A 17,992-nucleotide genomic window follows, 5' to 3' on the forward strand; every position below is an offset into this window, starting at 1 on the left:
CCTTTTCTCTAGAAGGCGTCGGGGGGATGATGATCAGGGTCTGGATCTCGGCGGGGCGGGGGCTCAGAGTCCGGTGTTCGTGAAGCCGGTCCTGGCCACGACGTCGCCGTATCCGTTGGCGTCGAAGTCCTCGACGTAGAAGAGGTGGAACCCGCTGCCGTCGGCGGCGACGGCGGTGCCCGACTGGTCGCCGGCGGTGTTGGGGTTCATGCGCTCGCAGGGGAAGCGGCCGGTCGTCGTCCCGTCGGCGTTGAACCCGCGGGCGTACACCTCGTGGGAGCGGCCGGCGTTCCACAGGTCGGACTCGGTCCAGCCGACCACGAACCGCCCGGTGTCCTCGACGGCCACGGACGGCGATCCCTGGACGGCGCACCGGTAGGTCTGGTCCACCTTCCCGCAGAGCGGCGGGTACTCCTTGCCGCCGTCGGAGGGCGTGTTCGGCGCGTACCTGCCGAACGCGACGGGGGTCTCCGCGAACCTCTGTCCCAGGGCGGGCGTCAGGCCGCGCGCCCGCACCCGCCAGACGGTCGTCACGTCGCCGCCGGTGACCGCCACGTTGTCGCTCCAGACCACGACGCTGTCGCCGCCGGGGGTCGTCGCCACGGCGGGGGCCAGGTGCTGGGTGGCGGCGTTGGTGTTGATCCGGGTGGCGGCGGCGACGGTCGCGCCGGTCGCCGAGATCCGCCTGCCGTACACGTCGGGCGCCTGCTGCCAGACCACGGTCGCGGTGCCCGCGCCGTCGACGGCCACGTCGGGCCGGTCCCCCGCGCCCACCTGGAGCGGCGCGAAGGAACGGGCGGTCAGCGAGGCGTAGCCGGCCGCGCGGACGGTGTGGGTGGGCCCGTCCTCCCAGGTCACCGTGAACCCACCGGCGCCGCGGACCGCGATCCTCGGCCGGGTCTGGTCGCCGCTCCACTGCGGGTCGTTGGCCCAGATCGTCGCGCTCAGCGTGCCCGACGGCGAGAGCCTGCGCACCGCGATGTTGTGCTCGCCCCGGCAGTCGCCGTCCTCGGCCCAGGCGACGTAGACGTTGCCCGCGTCGTCGACGCCGGCCGACGGCTGCACGTGGTTCCAGCCGGCGGCGCAGCCGACGCCGCCCATCGAGACCTTGACGGGGCCGGTCACCGGCTGCCCGTCGCGGTAGATGCGCGCGTAGACCTCTGCGCCGTCCACCGAGGCGCGGTCGCGGTCGTCCTCCCAGGCCACGGCCGTGTAGCCGGACCGCACGGCGGCGGCCCTGGGCGCGCGCTGGTCGTCGGGGCCGTTGGCGGTCATCTGGAGCCCGGCCCCGGGGTAGGCCCTGGGGACGATCTTGACGACCTCGTCCTTCATGGCGGTGAAGTCGGCGTCGTAGGCCGCGTAGACGGCCGGGTCGTCGACGCGGACGAAGGAGTCGTCCGAGGCGGTCAGCGAGCCGCCGTTGAGGTTGTGGGAGCCGGTGTAGACGTAGCTGCGCCGCGCGCCGCCCGCCGCCGCCGACGGCCCGTCCACCAGGATGATCTTGGAGTGGATGTTGTCCGGCGCGCAGGTGTCGCCGGCCGGGTAGTGGCAGCCGCCGGGCCGGAAGGTGTGCACCACGATCCCGCCCTTGGCGAGCTCGGCGGCGGTCGCGGCCGTCTGGTTGCCCTCGGCCACGAGCACCTGGACGTCGCAGCCCTGCTGCTTCTTGGCCTTGAGCTCGGCGATGACCAGCGGCCGGTCCGTGGCGAACTGCGACTGCACGACGCGGATCGAGCCGGGGCAGCCCACGTCCCGGATCATGGCCGCGACCAGGTCGGCGCTGCCGTAGGCGCTCTGGTCGTAGGCGGTGTCGCGGGGCTCCATCCAGACCGTGACCCTGCCGCTGGTGGCGGTGAACGGCGCCCGCCAGGAGGTGCGCACCTGGGAGACCAGCGTGTCGAACACCTGCCGGTAGCCGTCGGCCAGCGCGGCGTCGTCCGAGCTGATCAGCATGTTCTGGTGCAGGCCGGTGTCGGGGGCGAGATTCTGCGAGCTCTGCACGACCACGTCGGTCCTGCCGTCCGTGAGCCGGCTGAACACGAGGAACTTGTGGTGGCTGATGTCGGTGTCCGGCCCGTTGCAACCCCTGTCGCAGAGCGTGACGGGCACGCCCGCCGCGGCCAGCTCGTCCAGGAGCGCGTTGTGCCCCGATCCCTCGGACACCACCCGTACGTCGACCCGCCGGTCGTGCGCCGCCACCAGCGCGTCCTTGACGGCCTTGATCTCCAGCACGAAGGTCGCCACGCGCAGCGTGGAGTCCGGGGCGGCCAGCCCGATCAGCTCCAGCACCTTCGCGGGCAGCGGATCGGCGAGCGTGCCGTCCACGCTCGGCCTGCTGAAGTACGCCGACAGCTCAGGAGCCGCCGCCCGGGCCGGGGTGACCAGGCCGAGCAGGCAGGACAGGCCGACGAGGACGGCGGACAGAGGCTTGATCATGCTCGCTTCCCTTCGCTGAGGTTCCGCCGCAGGCCGCGGGTCCAGGCCGCCACCTCGGCCTCGGTCTCCGCCCGCTCCCGGGGCCGGCCGCGGACGTCCGGCCGGGTCTGCCACGGCTCGGGGCCGGTCTCCTTGCGGTACTCCACGCCCAGCGCGGCGAGCCGGCGCTCGTGGTGGCGCAGCCGCGTCAGGAAGTCGTCGAAGTCGCCGCCGGCGGGGCTCCACACGACCTCGGCGAAGGCCGACAGCCGTGGGAAGGCCATGTAGTCGAGCCCGCGGGGCGAGTCGATGTGCTCGGTCCAGAGGTTGGCCTGCGCGCCGAGGACCCGGGCGGCCTCGGCCTCGGTCAGCTCCGGCGGCACCGGCTCGAAGCCGTGGACGTCGCGCAGCGAGATCACGTTGCCGATCGGGACCGGCTCGTCGGGCCGGTCGGACTGCCGGAAGTCCAGGTAGAGCTCGGTGAAGGGGCAGGTGACCACGTCGTGCCCGGCCCGCGCCGCCACGACCGCGCCGTACGTCCCGCGCCAGGACGCCACGGTCGCCCCCGGCGGCAGGCCGCCCTCGATAATCTCGTCCCAGCCGAGCAGGCGCCGGCCGCGCGCCGCCAGGTGGTCGGCGAACTGGCGGACGAACCAGCTCTGCAGCTCCTCCTCGTCGCGCAGGCCGAGCTCGGCCATGCGGCGCTGGGCCGACGGGCTCTGCCGCCACTGCTCCTTGGGGCACTCGTCGCCGCCCACGCAGACGTACTCGCCGGGGAAGATCTCCATGACCTGGTCGAGCACGTCCCGGTAGAAGGCGAGCGTGGTGTCCTCGACGTTGAGCACGTTCGGCGAGACGCCCCACCCGGTGGCGACCTCCAGCCGTTCGTCGAGGTTGCCCAGCTCCGGATAGGCCGCGATGGCCGCCTGGGAGTGGCCGGGCAGCTCGATCTCCGGCACCACGGTGACGAACCGGTCGGCCGCGTACGAGACGATCTCGCGCAGGTCGTCCTGGGTGTAGAAGCCGCCGTGCGGGCGGCCGTCGAACACGCCGTGCCGGCGGTCGCCGAGCGGGCTCTCCCTGCGCCAGGCGCCGACCTCGGTGAGCTTCGGATACCCCTTGACCTCCAGCCGCCAGCCCTGGTCGTCGGTGAGGTGCAGGTGCAGCACGTTGAGCTTGTGCGCGGCCAGCAGGTCGATGTACCGCAGCAGGTCGGGCTTCGGCAGGAAGTGCCGGGCCACGTCGATCAGGCAGCCGCGCCACCGGAAGCGCGGCCGGTCGGCGACGGTGACCGGGGCGAGCAGCCAGTCCCGTTCGCCGACCGCGCCCCTGCGGAAGGCCGCGGGCGGGAGGAGCTGGCGCAGGGTCTGCGCGCCGTAGAACGCCCCGGCCGCGTCGCCCGCCTCGACGCGCACCCCGTCGGGACGCACGGTCAGGCGGTAGCCCTCCGGGCCGAGCCCGGCGGTCAGGACGAACTCGATCGCCCCCGGCCCCGGCGCTCCGGCGGGCAGCGGCAGGCCGGTCGCGGGCGACAACGCGGCCCGCAGCCAGCCCTCCACCCGCGACAGGCCGGGAGGGGCGGCGATCACTGTGGTCGCGGTGAGGGCGAAGGGCTCCCCGCCGTCTGGGGTCGCATGGACGGGTCGTGGCAGCAGCAAGACAGGTCCCTGGGGGGTTCGGGGGGCGGGATCGTCGGTCGGTGACAGGGCGGGCGGCGGGTCGTAGCATGGCGCTCGGCTTCCGGTCGCCGCGAGCCGCCCGCGGCCATGCCCGTGATCTGGCCTCTTTTTTCTGGGTGAGCGCCTCGATCAGGATTTATGATGGAGCTCACCATTAAGATTCGTCAAGAAGGGTCATCAGTGACGCTCTCCGTGACCGGCGGCGACCTTCAGCGGCTCCGGCGGCTCAACGCCCTCGCCGCGCTCTCGGCCCTGCGCGCCGGCGGGCCGGCGACGCTGACCCAGCTCGCCGAGCGCGCCGACCTGGCCAGGGCCACCATCAAGGTGGTGGTCAAGGACCTGATGGAGCTGGGCTGGGTGGTCCAGATGGATCCGAGCGGCGGCGAGAAGGGCAGGCCCGCGCGCCGCTACCGGTTCCACGCGGAGACGGGCCGGGTGCTCGGGCTCGACATAGGGGCGCACAAGGTGCTCGTGGTCGTGGCCGACCTCGACGGCAACGTCCTGCACACCACCCGCGAGCCGGTCACCCCCGAGCAGCCGCGCGCCGAGCGGCTGGCCGCCGTCGACCGGGCCGTCGACGCCTGCCTGACCGGCTCGGGCACCGCCGCCTCCGACGTCTGGCTCGCGGTCGCGGGCAGCACGGGCTATGTCGACCTGCAGGGGCGCGTCGTGCTCTCGCGGGCCATCCAGGACTGGTCGGACGTGCCGCTGGCCGACCACCTCGGCGACCGGCTGCGCTGCCCCGTCCTGGTGGAGAACGACAGCAGGCTCGCCGCGCTGGCCGAGTGCCGCAGGGGCATCGCCCGCGACGCGCGGAACCTGATCTTCCTGCACGTCGGCCGCCGGGCCGGCGCCGCCGTCGTGCTCGACGGGGTGCCCCTGCGCGGCAGCGGCGGCGCCGCCGGGGAGATCGGCGTGCATCCGCTGTTCAACCTCGGTCACGTGGGCGAGCTCTTGCAGGCCGTCCCCTCGGTCGAGCCCGGCACGCCGCCTGAGGCGGTCGCGGGGGCCGTGTTCGAGGCCGCCAGGCAGGGTGACGTCGAGGCCCGCCGGGCCGTCCTGCGCTACGTCAAGGTGCTCGCGCTGGCCACCACCGCGATGGCCCTCACCGTCGATCCCGACCTGGTGGTGCTCGGCGGGGGGTTCTCGCGCTCGGCCGACGTGCTCATGGAGCCGCTGCGGGTCGAGCTGGAGACGATGTGCCTTCGCACGCCCGAGCTGCGGGCCTCCGTGCTCGGCGACGAGTGCGTGGCCATCGGGGCCGTGTGCCACGGCGTCGAGCACCTGGCCAAGGTGCTCTTCGACCCGGAGATCGACCTGTCGGTAGCGGCGCCGCCGTCCTCATTAATGGTGTAGCTCACCGAATGTAGCGCATTTATATCGAAGTTCGATATAAATGAGGCGTGGCGTCCTCTCAGGCGGATCCCGGTCCTGCCCTCGACCTCGACGCGCTGGTCGGCGCGATCGAGGACTTCAACGCGTACTTCATCCGGCTGCCCTCGGTCAGGCGGCTCAGCTTCTCGACCCTGTCCGTGCTGCACACCCTGGCGGGCAAGGGGCCCATGCGGCTCACTGACCTGACGGCCACGGAACAGCTCAAGCAGCCCGCGCTCACCAGCCTGGTCGCCAAGCTCGAACGGGACGGGCTGGTCTCGCGCCGCCCCGACCCGCGCGACGGCCGCGCCGTCCTGCTGACCCTCACCGAGGAGGGCAGGGACATCGTCCGCTCCCGGCGCGCCGACCGGGTGGCGCGGGTCGCCCGCCTGGTGGCGCACCTGAGCGACGACGAGCGCGCGGACCTGGCCCGGTACGCGGGCGTCCTCGGCCGCCTGACCGAGATCGCCACGCGGGTCGAAGACCAGGAGGACCGTTCCCTTGACGCATGACCCCTTCCCGTTGCGCCCCGAGCCGCTGCACGTACCGGACGAGGTGCTCGACGACCTGCGCCGCAGGCTCACCATGACCCGATGGGCGCCGTCCGCCGGGAACGACGACGGCTTCTACGGCGTGCGCGGCGAGTACCTGCGCGAGCTGATCGCCTACTGGGCCGACGGCTTCGACTGGCGGACGGCCGAGCGGGCGATCAACGCCTACGAGCACTACCGGGTGGACGTCGGCGGCGTGCCGGTGCACTTCATGCGCAAGCCCGGCGTCGGCCCCGCCCCCGTGCCGCTGATCCTCAGCCACGGCTGGCCCTGGACGTTCTGGCACTGGTCGAAGGTCATCGACCCGCTCGCCGACCCCGGCGCCCACGGCGGGGATCCGGCGGAGGCGTTCGACGTGATCGTGCCCTCGCTGCCGGGTTTCGGCTTCTCGGCCCCGCTGGACGGCCGTCCGGACATGAACTTCTGGAAGATCGCCGACGTGTGGCACGAGCTGATGACCGGCGTCCTCGGCCACGACCGGTACGCCGCCGCCGGATGCGACGTCGGGGCGCTGGTCACCGGGCAGCTCGGCCACAAGTACGCCGGCGAGCTGTACGCCATCCACATCGGCTCGGCGCAGAAGCTCACCCTCTTCAACGGCGACCGCGCCTGGGACCTGAGCGGCGGCCTGCCCATCCCGGACGGCCTGCCCGCCGACGTGCACGCCCGGTTCGTCGAGCTGGACCGGCGGTTCGCGGTGCATCTGGCGGCGCACATGCTGGCGCCGGCCACGCTCGGCCACGGCCTGGCCGACTCCCCCGCCGGCATGCTGGCCTGGATCCTGGAACGCTGGACGAAGTGGTCCGACAACCACGGCGACGTCGAGACCGTCTTCACCAAGGACGACCTGCTCACCCACGCGACGATCTTCTGGGCGGGCAACACGATCGACAGCTCGATCCGCACCTACGCCAACAACAACCGCTACCCCTGGACGCCGTCGCACGACCGGTGGCCGGTCGTCGAGGCGCCCACGGGCATCACGTTCGTCGGCTTCGAGAACCCGCCCGGCGTGACCACCGGCGAGCAGCGGATCCGCAGCTTCCTCGACGGCGACCGGGCCGCCTGGTACAACCACGCCGGCATCACCTGCCACGATCGCGGCGGGCACTTCATCCCGTGGGAGATCCCCGACGAGTGGGTCGCAGACCTCCGCCGCACCTTCCGCCCCCACCGCTGACGCCCCCTTCCGGCGCGGCCGGGCCGGGCGGCGTCGCGGCGGGTGCGATCAGAGCTTTCCGGGCAGCACCGGTCTAGCCGGCGAGGGCCTCGGTGATCTGGCGGGTGGTCTGCGCGGCGACCCTCGGGCTGACGGCGGCGTATGTGGTGTAGGCGTTGAGGCCGGTGGCCAGGGCCCAGCCGCGGCCCCTGGTCCAGGTGGCCTCGTCCACGCCGAGCGCGGCGCGGAAGGCGGCCCGGCTGCCGGCCGACATCAGGGTGAAGGCGATCATCAGGTCGGCGGCCGGATCGCCGATGCCGAGCCCGCCGAAGTCGATGACCGCGCTGACGCGGCCCTCGACGGTCAGCACGTTGCCGGTGTGGAAGTCGCCGTGGAACCAGACCGGGGCGCGGTCCCAGCCGGGGGCGCTCATGGCCGCGTCCCACAGCCTGGTCATGGCGGCGCCGTCGAACACGCCGCCGAGCGCCGCGATGGCGGCCCGCGTCGCGCGATCCCGGCCCGCGAGCGGCTGCCCGGCGAGGTCGTACCGGTCCTTCAGCGACGGGACGCACTCGGGCGCGAACCGCTGCAGGGCGACCAGGAACTCCGCCAGCCCCTCGGCGGCCACGGACGAGCCGGCCAGCGCCTCGACGGTGGCCACCTCCCCCTCCAGCCAGCGGGACACCGCCCACCGCCAGGGGTAGCCGAAGCCCGGCTCCCCCACTTCCACCGGCACCGGTACGGCCAGGGTCAACCGCGGCGCGAGCCTGGGCAGCCACTCGTGTTCCTTGTCGGCCTGCCCGACGGCGTCGGCATGGCGGGGCAGCCGGACGGACAGCTCCTCGCCCAGCCGGTAGATCACGTGGTCGGAGCCCGCCGGGTCGAGCAGCCGCAGCGGCAACGCGGCCCACTGCGGGAACTGCGTGTCGACCAGCCTCCTGACCAGGGCGGCGTCGATCGTGGGGCGGACGGGCGCGATTCCCGGGACTGCCAAGGACGACTCCAGCGACGGGCCCGCTCCGTGCGGCGGGCGGCCGGACCATCACAGTGCACCGCGAGCCCGCCTGTCGACCCGATTATCGAAGGCGCGCCACCCGGCGCGAGACTGCGACCCGGCACGGCCGTGGGGCAGGGGCCCTGCCCCACGGGTGTCGCCCGCGTCCTGCACGCGTTCCCGGAGAGGAGACGCCGGGGTCAGCCGGGGCGGTTGCCGGTCGGAATCACGATCTTGGTCTGCGCGCCCTTGGTCAGGTAGAAGGTGGTCCACTTCTTGATCATCTCGTCGAGCAGCCAGGCCGCGGCCGGCACCAGCGGCAGCCCGATCACCCCCTCCCTGAACGCCACCAGCAGCGGCCAGGCGGTCTTGACGACCGGGTCCCACAGCGGCTCGCGCGGGATGCCGTTCCAGTCGGCCGCCTGGTTGCCGGTGAGGTACCTGGAGAACGCGTTGACGAGCGGCTTGTCGATGCTGCCGGGGCTGGTCAGCTCCGCGAGCATGTCGCGCAGGATGTCGTTCAGCTCCAGGCCCTCCGGCGTCGGCCCCATGTTCCTGGGCAGGACGATGTCCGACTGGGCGTAGGAGGTGTCCCAGGTGGCGGGGATGAACTCGTCCCTGATGCCGAGCATGTGCGCCAGCAGCTGCAACGAGTGCAGGTACGCCGCGGACTCGGCGGCGGAGATGCGCACCTTCCACTCGCGCATCCCGCGCATGGAGTAGGTGGCCAGGGTGTGCCACGTGACGAGCATGTCCTCCTGGCTGATCGGGATGGGCCCCGGCCAGTGGGGGGACGACTTGAGCAGGTGCCGCACGGCCGCGTGCACCAGCCGGGTCTTGACGGCCTCGACCACGGCCGTGCCGCCGGGCCCCCAGGCGTTCTGGGGCCTGACCGCGTACGCCAGGACGTTCGTCTTGGCGACCCGGTCCTTCAGGTCGGCGCCGCCCGCGGAGTAGTAGACCGCGCGGGCCTCCTTGGGGATGGCGGTGGCCAGCATGCCGGCCCCGACGATGGTGAGCACGACGATGTAGTTGCCCTTGAGCGCGTGGAACCGCGACGCGGCGTCCAGCTTGGCCTGGTCGGCCCAGGACGGGAGCTGACGCGCCTGCTCGATGAAGGCCCGCAGGTCGGCCGGCAGCCCGGCGGGCAGCGGCTGGTCGTTGCGGTTCCAGTCGTAGAGGAGCCGGTTGACCTCGGGGATGACCCCGCGGTCGAACAGCGAGGCGAGGAGCGGGTCGGCGACGTCGTCCCACACCCAGCGGGGGTCGGCGCCGCTGCCGGAGCCCGCGACCGAGCCGCCGGCCGGCCACTCCCAGCCGTCGGCGAGCGTCTTGGCCTGGGCCGGGGAGGTGATCCCCAGCGCGCCGAGGGCTCCGAGGGCGGTGCCCGAGATCAGGATCTCGCGCCTGCTCAGCTCTGCCATGCTCTGCACTCCTTCGAGATGGGGGTCCCGCTCAGGGCAGTCTCGATCGGCTCGCCGGAGATCCACCGAACAGGGAGCGCGTGCCGTCGCCGTCGCCGGAATCACGCCTGCTGAGTTCTCCCACGCCGCTTCCTCCTTCTCGTCCGGAGCCGAGAAGTGGGTGATACTGAGAAACAAACCATGAGTCTGTGTATCATCATGAGAGCACGTTGTGATGGACATCACAAGACCCGCCCCTGAGGCAGAATCGATCCAGGAGGTGAGCGTGGAATCCGTGCTGTCCGGCTTCATGGCGCCGTCGGGCTCGGCGTCGTTGCTGGAGCGCGCCTTCGTCGACGCCGTCGAACGCGTCGGCGACCCCGACGAGCTGCGGGCGCGCATCCTCGACGCGGCCTACGAGCAGTTCTGCCGGATGGGCATCAGGCGCTCCACCATGGAAGACGTCGCGCGTCTGGCGAAGGTGTCGCGGATCACCGTCTACCGGCGCTTCGACAGCAAGGACACGCTGGTCGAGCATGTGGTGCGCCGGGAGTTCCGCCGTTACTTCGACCAGTTCCTCATCGACATCGAGCAGGCCCGCACGCCGGCCGACCGGGTGGTCCTCGGCTTCGTCAGCTCGTTGCGGGCCATCCGCGGCAACCCGCTGATCGGCGGTCTCATCGCCACCGAGCCCGACCTGCTCGTGCCGTCCCTGATGACCGACGGCGGCCAGACCCTCGCCACGGTGCGGCAGTTCGTCGCCGGCCAGCTCCGCCGCGAGCAACGCGCGGGCAACGTGTCCGACGGCCTCGACGCCGACCTCGTGGCGGAGATGATGGTGCGCATCTCCACCTCCTTCCTGGCCATCCCCAGCGCCGTCATCGACCTCGACGACGACGGGCAGCTCGCCGAGGTGGCCAGGCGCTTCCTCGTGCCCATGCTCCAGCCGCCCGCCTGACGCGCGGGCCCGGGCCTCACTTCCCGCCGGGGAAGGCGGCGCGCAGCGCGGCGCCGCGGGTGACGAAGGCGACGCCGGCCAGGGCCAGTGCCGACAGGCCCTGGAGCACGGCGTACCAGGCCGGGCAGAGGCCGGGGATCAGGTCCACGCCGATGATCGCGATCGGCACGACGGTGGACAGGGTGCGCACCCGGTCGAACGCCTTGTACGACCCCTCCGCGGCGCGGACGGTCATCCGGTGGAGCAGCGGAGCCATCGCGACCAGCACGACCCCCCGGACCCACATGAAGGAGGACGCCTCGCCGCCGGTGAACGCCATCACCGCGACCACGCCGAGCACGATGACACCGACGACCCCGAAGAGCGTGACGCACTTCCTCACCGTGGCGAGGGCCTCCTGGGCACGGGCGTCGCCGAGGGCCGTCGTCGCGGGCGTCAGGTCGCCGGGGTTCGTCATGGTCTGTCTCCTCCGTGTCGTTGTGGCAGCGAGCTTAGGAAGCACCCACCGGGCCGGAACATGGGGCTGGCCGTACGGGTGGGTGGGGCTGGCCCCACTTCTGCCGGCGATCCCGTCCCGCCCGTCCCTCTTGACTTATTCTTTTGACCGACATATCTACTTTCCTGAAGGCATATTCCAGCCACGCAATGTTGGCCGATCAGATGAACTCCGAGGCGATCAGACAATTCGTCTGGGACCATGAATCGCGCGTCGTCACGTTCAGCCTTTCGCCGACCACCTGAACAGTGGAATGGAAATTCGCGATGTCTCACGCCCCCGTTCACTCCGACGTCTCCGCCGCCCCGTCCGGATCAAGGTCAGGGCCGTCCCGGCGGGCCGTCCTGGCGGGTGGCGGCGCCGCGCTCGCCGCCGCGCTGGCCCCGGCGGCGCCGGCGCGGGCCCGCGTGGCGCGGGACGCCGGCCGGACGGCCGTCACCTCCGGCACCGACTTCGCCGTCGCGCCCTCGCCCGACGGCCGCCTGCTCGCCCTCGACCTGCTCGGCGTCCTGTGGGTCTGCTCGGCCTCCGGCGGCGCCGCCCGCAGGCTCACCAGCGACCTGTACGACATCGCCCAGCCCGACTGGTCCCCCGACGGCAGGACGATCGTGTTCCAGTCGTACCGCGACGGCGTCTTCGACCTGTGGACGATCCGGCCCGACGGATCCGGGATCAGGAAGCTGACCACCGGCCCGTACGACCACCGCGAGCCCCGCTACAGCCCCGACGGCCGCACCATCGCCTACTCCTCCGACGCGGGCGGCAGCTACGGCATCCACCTGCTCGACGTCGCCACCGGAGCGAGCCGCGTGCTGACCGACGGCTCCGCCGAGGAGTACGAGCCGGCCTGGTCGCCCGACGGAAGCAAGATCGCCTTCGTCGTCGCCGACACCAGGATCGACGTCGTCGAGGTCGCCACCGGCAGGCGCGACACCGCGGTCACGGTGCCCGCCGGGCAGGTCGTCCACCAGCCGTCCTGGTTGCCGAACGGCGTCGACCTCGCCTACCACCACTTCCACTCGGGCGCCAACGACCTGGCCGGCACCGCGGGCGCGCTCGTCACCGGCGAGGAGGTGTTCCCGTTCCGCGCCCGCTTCGCCGCGGACGGACGCTATTACTACACCTCCGCGGGCGCCATCAAGGTCCGCCGCCTCGGCTCCTCCTCCGCCGGCACGGTCGGATTCACCGCCGCGCTGACGACGACCACTCCGAAGTACCGGAAAAAAGCCCGGGTATTCGACGAGCCGGGCTCATTCCCGGTCGTCGGAATCGGCAGCCCGGCCGTTTCACCGGACGGCTCCGCCATCGCCTTCCGAGCGCTCAACGACATCTATCTGATGCGCGCCGGCGGCACCCCAGAACCGCTTTTCCGGGACCGCTGGTGGAAAGCCGACCCGGATTTCTCCCCCGACGGGCGGCGGCTGGCATTCGTCACCGACCGCACCGGCACGCTCAACGTCTGGGTGCGTGAGCTGGACACCGGCGCCGACCGGCAGGTGACCCGGCTGACCGACTCCGCCGCCCTGTCGGTCCGCTGGTCACCGGACGGCAGCGAGATCGCCTACCTGGACCAGGACGGCGCCCTGTGGGTCGTGGAGGTCTCCACCGGCGACCGCCAGAAGATCTACGACGCGACCTTCGAGCCGGGCCGCCCGACCTGGTCCCCCGACGGCAGGACGCTGGCGATGGCCGCGGTGGTGCCGTACTCGCGGCGCTACCGGGAGGGGCTGTCCAAGATCCTGCTCGTGGACCGCGCCACCGGCGCCGGCACGTACGTCGACCCCGCGCCCCACCGGTCCCTGCAGACGCGTGGCGACGACGGCCCCGTCTGGTCGCCCGACGGCACGATGCTCGCCTTCGCCATGGAGTCGGTCCTGTGGGTGCTGCCCGTCGACCCGTCCGGACGGCCCACCGGCGCGGCCCGTCAGGTCACCCGCGAGGTGTCCGACGCCCCCGTCTGGGCCGGCGACTCGGCCACCCTGCTCTACCTGAACGAGGGCCGGCTGAAGCGGGCGAGCCTCGACGGGAAGCCCGCCCGGCCGGTCCCGGTGCGGCTGACCTGGCGCAACGACCCCGGCCCCGACCAGGTCGTCATCCACGCGGGCCGCATGTGGGACGGCGTCTCCGGCCACGTCGTCCGTGACGTCGACATCGTCGTGCGGGGCCAGCGCATCGCCGCGATCGAGCCGCACCGGGACGGACGGCCCGGCGACCTGATCGACGCCCGCGACAGGTTCGTCATGCCCGGCCTGATCGACATCCACCACCACCGCGAGATGCAGGGCTACGCCTACGGGTCGCGGCAGGGTCCGCTGTGGCTGGCCCTGGGCGTCACCACCACCCGCTCGCCGGGCTCGCCCGCGTACCACATGGTCGAGGAGCGGGAGTCGGTGCAGTCGGGCGCCCGGCTCGCGCCGCGCTACCTGGGCACCGGCGAGGCCATCGACGGGGCGCGCATCTACTACAACTTCATGCGCCCGACGTACTCGCACGAGCAGCTGCGGCTCGAACTGCGGCGGGCCGCCGCCCTCGACTACGACCTGCTCAAGTGTTACGTGCGGCTGCCGGTCGTCTGGCACCGGGAGGTCATCGACTGGGCCCACCGCCAGGGCAAACCGGTCAGCTCGCACTACCACTACCCGGCGATCGCCATGGGCGGCGACCAGACCGAGCACGTCGGCGCCACCAACCGGTTCGGCTACTCGCGCACCGTCACGAACGTCGGCTCGGGCTACTCCGACGTCATCTCCATGTTCAACGCCTCGAAGATGGCCAGGACCCCCACCCTGTTCAACTCCTCGTCCCTGTACCGGGAGGACACCTCGCTGGTCACCGACGAACGGGTGCGCCGGCTCTACCCGAACTGGCGGACGGCCGCGCTCCGGGCGACGGTCACCGCGGCGCAGACCGCCGACCCGGCGACGGTCCAGGTGGTCCGGACGAACCTCGCCAACCAGGTCGCGCAGCTCAAGGCGATGATCCGCGGCGGCGGCGTGGTCACCGCCGGCACCGACGCGCCGATCGACCACCTCGGGGTCAGCCTGCACATGAACCTGCGGGCCATGGTCCGGTACGGCCTGACCCCGCGCGAGACGCTCACCTCCGCGACCAGCACGTCCGGGGCCTACCTGGGCCTCCCGCTGGGCCGGATCGCCGAGGGCATGTACGCCGACCTCGCCATCGTCGACGGCGACCCGCTGTCCCGCATCGAGGACGCGGCCAACGTCACCGCCGTCGTCGTCGGCGGCAGGCACCACACCGTCGAGCAGCTGCTCGCGCCCTACCCGTCCGCCACGACCACTACCGCCACCGCTGCCGCCGGCCAGGCGGCGCCCGCCGGCCGGGTCAAGGCCCGCGTCCCCGTCCATCCGAGCACGGCGGCCCACTGGTGGAACGACCCCGCCCACCTCGACGAAGCCCGCACCGCCTGCTGCGACGGCCACTGACCGAGCCCCGCGCGCGGCGGCCCGGCGCGGGTGTCGCGGGAGAGGCGTACCTGCTGCGGGCCAGGCCGTCCGGGTCAGGACGCCGGAATGTCCGTACGGCCGATCCCGGTCGGCCGTTCGGCCGATCAAGATCAATCGCACGACCCCCTAGCGTCGGTGCCGACATCATCAGAAAAGGGGGCCTTCTGTGCGTGCACGAAAGATCGTCACAGCCGTCGCCGCGAGCGCGACCCTGCTGGCGGGGATGGCGGTCACCGGACAGGCGTCGGCGGACGTCAGGCGCGGCAACGGAACCGACGCCCTGGCGAGGTTCCACCGTCAGGCGCTCGCCTGGCACCGCTGCGCGACCGGTCCTGGCGACGACGCCGGCGCGGCTCTGGACGCGGCGGGCGCCCAGTGCGCCGAGGTGACCGTCCCGCTGGACTACCGCAGGCCCCGGGGGCGGACCGTGTCGGTGGCGATCTCACGGATCAAGGCGGCCGATCCCGGCGCGCGCCGGGGCGTCCTGCTGATCAATCCCGGCGGGCCGGGCGGAAGCGGGCTGCAACGGCCGCTGCTCGGCAGGCTCATGCCCGCCGTCGCGGCCCGCTACGACCTGGTCGGGATGGATCCGCGCTTCGTCGGCCGCAGCACGCCGATCCGCTGCCGGTGGACGACCGACACCCCCACCAGGTCGGCCGGCCCGACCCGCCGCACGTTCGGCGAGAGCGCCACGCTCATGCAGGAGCTGGCCGCCGGATGCGTCCAGGGCAACCGTGACCTGCTGCCGCACGCCTCCACCCGCAACACCGCCCGCGACATGGACGTCATCCGCGCCGCGCTCGGCGAGCCCGGATTGTCCTACCTCGGCTACTCCTACGGCACCTACCTGGGCGCCGTCTACACGCAGCTGTTCGGCGGCCGCGCCGACCGCTTCGTACTGGACAGCGCGGTGGACCCGGACGTCTACGGCCCCGACCTGCTGTCCGCGAACGGCCCGGCGATCGACGCCGCGCTGAGGCACTGGGCCTCCTGGGCCGCCGCCCGCGACTCCGAGTACGGGCTGGGCGCCACCGAGGCCGACGTCCTGGCCACCGTGGAGCGGGTGAACCGGGCCGCGTCCCGTCGTCCGCTGCGCGTCGGCGGGTACCGGATCGACGCCCACCACGTCCCCTACCTGCTGTTCGTCCGCCTCTACGACGACAGCGCCAAGGCGTACGCCGGCTTCGCCGCGGAGGTGCGGACGCTGGCCGGCGCCGCCCGCGGCGAGGCGGTCACCGTCCCGGCGTCGCTGAAGGAGACGCTCGACGGCCTGTTCACCGGGTCCGGGCCGGCCGAGGACCGGGCGGGCACCCCGATCCTCTGCGCGGACCGGGCCGCCTCCCGCGACCTGGAGTCGTACTACCGCGACATCCAGGCCCACCGCGCGGACGAGCCGCTGTTCGGGCCGATGACCCGCAACCTCGGCCCCTGCTCGTTCTGGCCGACAGCGCCGGTGGAGGCGCCCACCGGGCTCGGCAACGACGTCCCGCTGCTGGTCGTCGGGGCCGACGGAGACCCCGTCACGCCCTTCGCCGGCCAGCGGTCCATGCACCGGGCGCTGAGCGGCTCGCGCATGGTCACCCTGCGCGGCGCCTTCCGCCACGGCGCCTACCTCGCCGCGGGCGACGCCTGCGTGGACGCCACCGTCACCCGGTACCTGGTGGACGGCGTCCTGCCCGGCGAGGACACCACCTGCGACAGGACCGGCCGGGGGTGACCCCGGCCGCGCATCGATCGGCGGGCTGACCCCGACGGGGGTCAGCCGGCGCGGGTCAGCCGGAGCGGGCGCGCCGGCAGCGGGCCAGCTCGGCGCGCAGGTCGCGGCGGAGCGCCCGGTCCAGGCCGGGCTGGGCGAGCGCATCGGTGAAGTCGCGGGCCGCCTCCTCCCAGCGGCCGAGCCGGGCCAGCGCGGTGCCCCGGTTGTAGCGCGGCTCGGGCGCGGCCGACAGGGCCACCGCCCGGTCCAGGTCGGCCACGGCGGCGGTCACCTCACCGCGTTCGAAGCGGACGGCGGCGCGGTTGGTCCACGCCTCGACCAGCGTCTCGTCGCCCTCCAGAGCCTGGGTGAACAGGTCTTCGGCCGGTTCGCCGCGCTCGGAGCGGATCAGGCCGAGCGTGCACAGCAGCGCGGGATCCTTGGGGGCCAGCGCGAGGCCGGCCAGCGCCTCCCGTTCGGCGGCGTCGAGCGCGCCGCGCCCCAGGTGGGCGTTGACCAGGGCGATCCGGGCGTCCAGGTGGCCGGGGTCGATGGCGAGCGCGTGCTCCAGGTCCTCGCGGGCCCGGTCGTCGCGGCCGCGTTCCAGGTGCAGCACGGCGCGGTTGTAGTAGGCCTCGGGCAGGTGCGGCCCCAGGCTGATGGCGGTGCCGTAGTCCTTGATCGCTGCCTGGACGCGACCGGCCGCCCGGTGCAGGGCGGCCCGGTCCACGTAGTACTCGCTGTTGTCCGGATCGTGGGCGATCACACTGTCCAGGTCGGCCAGCGCCCGCTCCGGGTCGCCGAGCGCCAGGTGCACCTGGGCGCGGTTGTGCCGCAGGCGGGCCAGGTGCTGCGGGTGCTCGCCCGGCGCGAGCACCGCGGTCAGCCTGGCCAGGCCGTCGTCGACCAGCCGCAGCGCCTGGCCGGGTGCGCCCGCCCTGGCGTCCAGCAACGCCAGGCCCTGCTCGTAGAAGACGGTGGAGATCACCTGGTGGCGCGGGTCGTCCACGCGCCGCGCCAGGTCGAGCGCCTGTTCCAGCCAGTGCCGCGCCTGCGCGGGGTCCTGGCGGGCGGCCGGGAGGTGGCGGGCGTACAACATGGCGGTGGCGTACGCGGCGGACATGTTGATCTTCGGGTCGTCGGTGGCGGCACGGGCCTCGTCGTAGAGAGCGAGCGCCTCCTCGGCGCGCTCCAGCGCCGCCAGGGCGGTGGCCAGGCCGGTGGTGCAGGCCCACCACTGCCGCAGGTCGCCGTCCGGGGTGACGAGGGTGCGTCCGTGGGCGGCGACGCGGGCCGCGTGGTGGTAGAAGCCGCGGGCCAGCCCGTCGCCGAGTGCGGCGCGGACGGCGTCCGGGGCCGTGGGGAGCGGCGGCGGCTCGGCTGGGCCGTCGGCACGCAGGTCCAGGTGAAGCGGGGTGGCGGCGGTCCGCGGGACCAGGGTGTCCAGCAGTTCGGCGGTGGTCTCGTCGGCGTTCGCGACGTGGTCGAAGGTGACGGTGACCGGGCGGCGGAGGGTGCCGGCCCAGGCGGCGGCGAACTCGGCGGCGCCGTACGCCAGGCAGGCGGTGCGGCGGGCGGGGTGGAACCTGATCGGCTCCTCCTCGACGGCCGGCCGCGCCGTGCGGTCGAGCCAGGGGGCGATCGCGTACAGCTCGACCCGATGGCGGGCGGCCAGGCGGGGACGGTCGGCGGCGATCGTGGCGAGGAATCCGGCGACCCCGGCGTAGGGCCCGTGGCCGCGATGGCAGTCGTAGCGGTTCACGGCCGCACCGGGAACCGCAGGGGCGGGCACCCGAGAGC

Annotated in this window: 12 protein-coding genes; 6 read left to right on the forward strand and 6 right to left on the reverse strand. The window is 73.1% G+C overall.

Annotation, left to right across the window (positions count from 1 at the left end; all coding sequences use genetic code 11):
- Positions 1-63: 63 nt before the first annotated feature.
- Both AB0J71_RS14555 and AB0J71_RS14560 read right to left on the reverse strand, forming a co-directional pair.
- On the reverse strand, positions 64-2,436 hold the full coding sequence (locus tag AB0J71_RS14555; protein ID WP_364414445.1) for a phospholipase D-like domain-containing protein: 2,373 nt from the start codon (positions 2,434-2,436) through the stop codon (positions 64-66).
- Positions 2,433-4,073 (reverse strand): beta-N-acetylhexosaminidase, encoded by a 1,641-nt coding sequence (locus tag AB0J71_RS14560; RefSeq protein ID WP_364414447.1) that lies wholly within the window; start codon positions 4,071-4,073, stop codon positions 2,433-2,435. Before AB0J71_RS14560 ends, AB0J71_RS14555 begins: the two co-directional genes overlap by 4 nt.
- Positions 4,074-4,274: 201 nt before the next feature.
- Between AB0J71_RS14560 and AB0J71_RS14565 the strand changes: the two genes are divergently transcribed.
- The 3 genes from AB0J71_RS14565 to AB0J71_RS14575 are packed head-to-tail and all read left to right on the forward strand — an operon-like array spanning position 4,275 to position 7,199.
- Complete coding sequence (locus tag AB0J71_RS14565; protein WP_352322809.1) at positions 4,275-5,450, forward strand: ROK family protein; 1,176 nt, start codon at positions 4,275-4,277, stop codon at positions 5,448-5,450.
- A gap of 47 nt (positions 5,451-5,497) precedes the next feature.
- Positions 5,498-5,980 (forward strand): MarR family transcriptional regulator, encoded by a 483-nt coding sequence (locus AB0J71_RS14570; protein WP_364414449.1) that lies wholly within the window; start codon positions 5,498-5,500, stop codon positions 5,978-5,980.
- The gene (locus AB0J71_RS14575) at positions 5,970-7,199 is read left to right on the forward strand and encodes an epoxide hydrolase family protein (RefSeq protein ID WP_364414451.1); all 1,230 of its coding nucleotides are present in this window, start codon (positions 5,970-5,972) and stop codon (positions 7,197-7,199) included. The genes AB0J71_RS14570 and AB0J71_RS14575 overlap by 11 nt, the downstream gene beginning before the upstream one ends.
- A gap of 73 nt (positions 7,200-7,272) precedes the next feature.
- Here the strand turns inward: AB0J71_RS14575 and AB0J71_RS14580 are convergent, their stop codons facing one another.
- Both AB0J71_RS14580 and AB0J71_RS14585 read right to left on the reverse strand, forming a co-directional pair.
- Positions 7,273-8,172 (reverse strand): aminoglycoside phosphotransferase family protein, encoded by a 900-nt coding sequence (locus AB0J71_RS14580; RefSeq protein WP_352322812.1) that lies wholly within the window; start codon positions 8,170-8,172, stop codon positions 7,273-7,275.
- A gap of 200 nt (positions 8,173-8,372) precedes the next feature.
- The gene (locus AB0J71_RS14585) at positions 8,373-9,596 is read right to left on the reverse strand and encodes an oxygenase MpaB family protein (RefSeq protein WP_352322813.1); all 1,224 of its coding nucleotides are present in this window, start codon (positions 9,594-9,596) and stop codon (positions 8,373-8,375) included.
- 289 nt (positions 9,597-9,885) lie between these two features.
- Here AB0J71_RS14585 and AB0J71_RS14590 point away from each other — a divergent pair, with 289 nt between their 5' ends.
- Positions 9,886-10,533 (forward strand): TetR/AcrR family transcriptional regulator, encoded by a 648-nt coding sequence (locus AB0J71_RS14590; RefSeq protein ID WP_352322822.1) that lies wholly within the window; start codon positions 9,886-9,888, stop codon positions 10,531-10,533.
- 16 nt (positions 10,534-10,549) lie between these two features.
- Here the strand turns inward: AB0J71_RS14590 and AB0J71_RS14595 are convergent, their stop codons facing one another.
- Complete coding sequence (locus AB0J71_RS14595; RefSeq protein WP_364414453.1) at positions 10,550-10,990, reverse strand: hypothetical protein; 441 nt, start codon at positions 10,988-10,990, stop codon at positions 10,550-10,552.
- A 305-nt stretch (positions 10,991-11,295) separates the two neighbouring features.
- On the opposite strand from AB0J71_RS14595, the gene AB0J71_RS14600 reads away from it, so the two are divergent.
- Complete coding sequence (locus AB0J71_RS14600) at positions 11,296-14,475, forward strand: amidohydrolase family protein (protein WP_364414455.1); 3,180 nt, start codon at positions 11,296-11,298, stop codon at positions 14,473-14,475.
- A 187-nt stretch (positions 14,476-14,662) separates the two neighbouring features.
- The gene (locus AB0J71_RS14605) at positions 14,663-16,213 is read left to right on the forward strand and encodes an alpha/beta hydrolase (RefSeq protein WP_352322816.1); all 1,551 of its coding nucleotides are present in this window, start codon (positions 14,663-14,665) and stop codon (positions 16,211-16,213) included.
- 55 nt (positions 16,214-16,268) lie between these two features.
- Here the strand turns inward: AB0J71_RS14605 and AB0J71_RS14610 are convergent, their stop codons facing one another.
- Entirely contained in the window at positions 16,269-17,954 is a 1,686-nt protein-coding gene (locus AB0J71_RS14610) for a tetratricopeptide repeat protein (protein ID WP_364414457.1), read from the reverse strand.
- Positions 17,955-17,992: the final 38 nt, after the last annotated feature.

The sequence above is a fragment of the Nonomuraea sp. NPDC049637 genome (assembly GCF_040675235.1).
GTDB lineage: Bacteria > Actinomycetota > Actinomycetes > Streptosporangiales > Streptosporangiaceae > Nonomuraea.

Excerpts from the sequence above, each read along its gene's own strand:
- AB0J71_RS14585 (WP_352322813.1), bottom strand. The coding sequence starts at position 9,596 with ATGGCAGAGCTGAGCAGGCGCGAGATCCTGATCTCGGGCACCGCCCTC.
- AB0J71_RS14555 (WP_364414445.1), bottom strand. The coding sequence starts at position 2,436 with ATGATCAAGCCTCTGTCCGCCGTCCTCGTCGGCCTGTCCTGCCTGCTC.
- AB0J71_RS14600 (WP_364414455.1), top strand. The coding sequence starts at position 11,296 with ATGTCTCACGCCCCCGTTCACTCCGACGTCTCCGCCGCCCCGTCCGGA.
- AB0J71_RS14590 (WP_352322822.1), top strand. The coding sequence starts at position 9,886 with ATGGCGCCGTCGGGCTCGGCGTCGTTGCTGGAGCGCGCCTTCGTCGAC.
- AB0J71_RS14595 (WP_364414453.1), bottom strand. The coding sequence starts at position 10,990 with ATGACGAACCCCGGCGACCTGACGCCCGCGACGACGGCCCTCGGCGAC.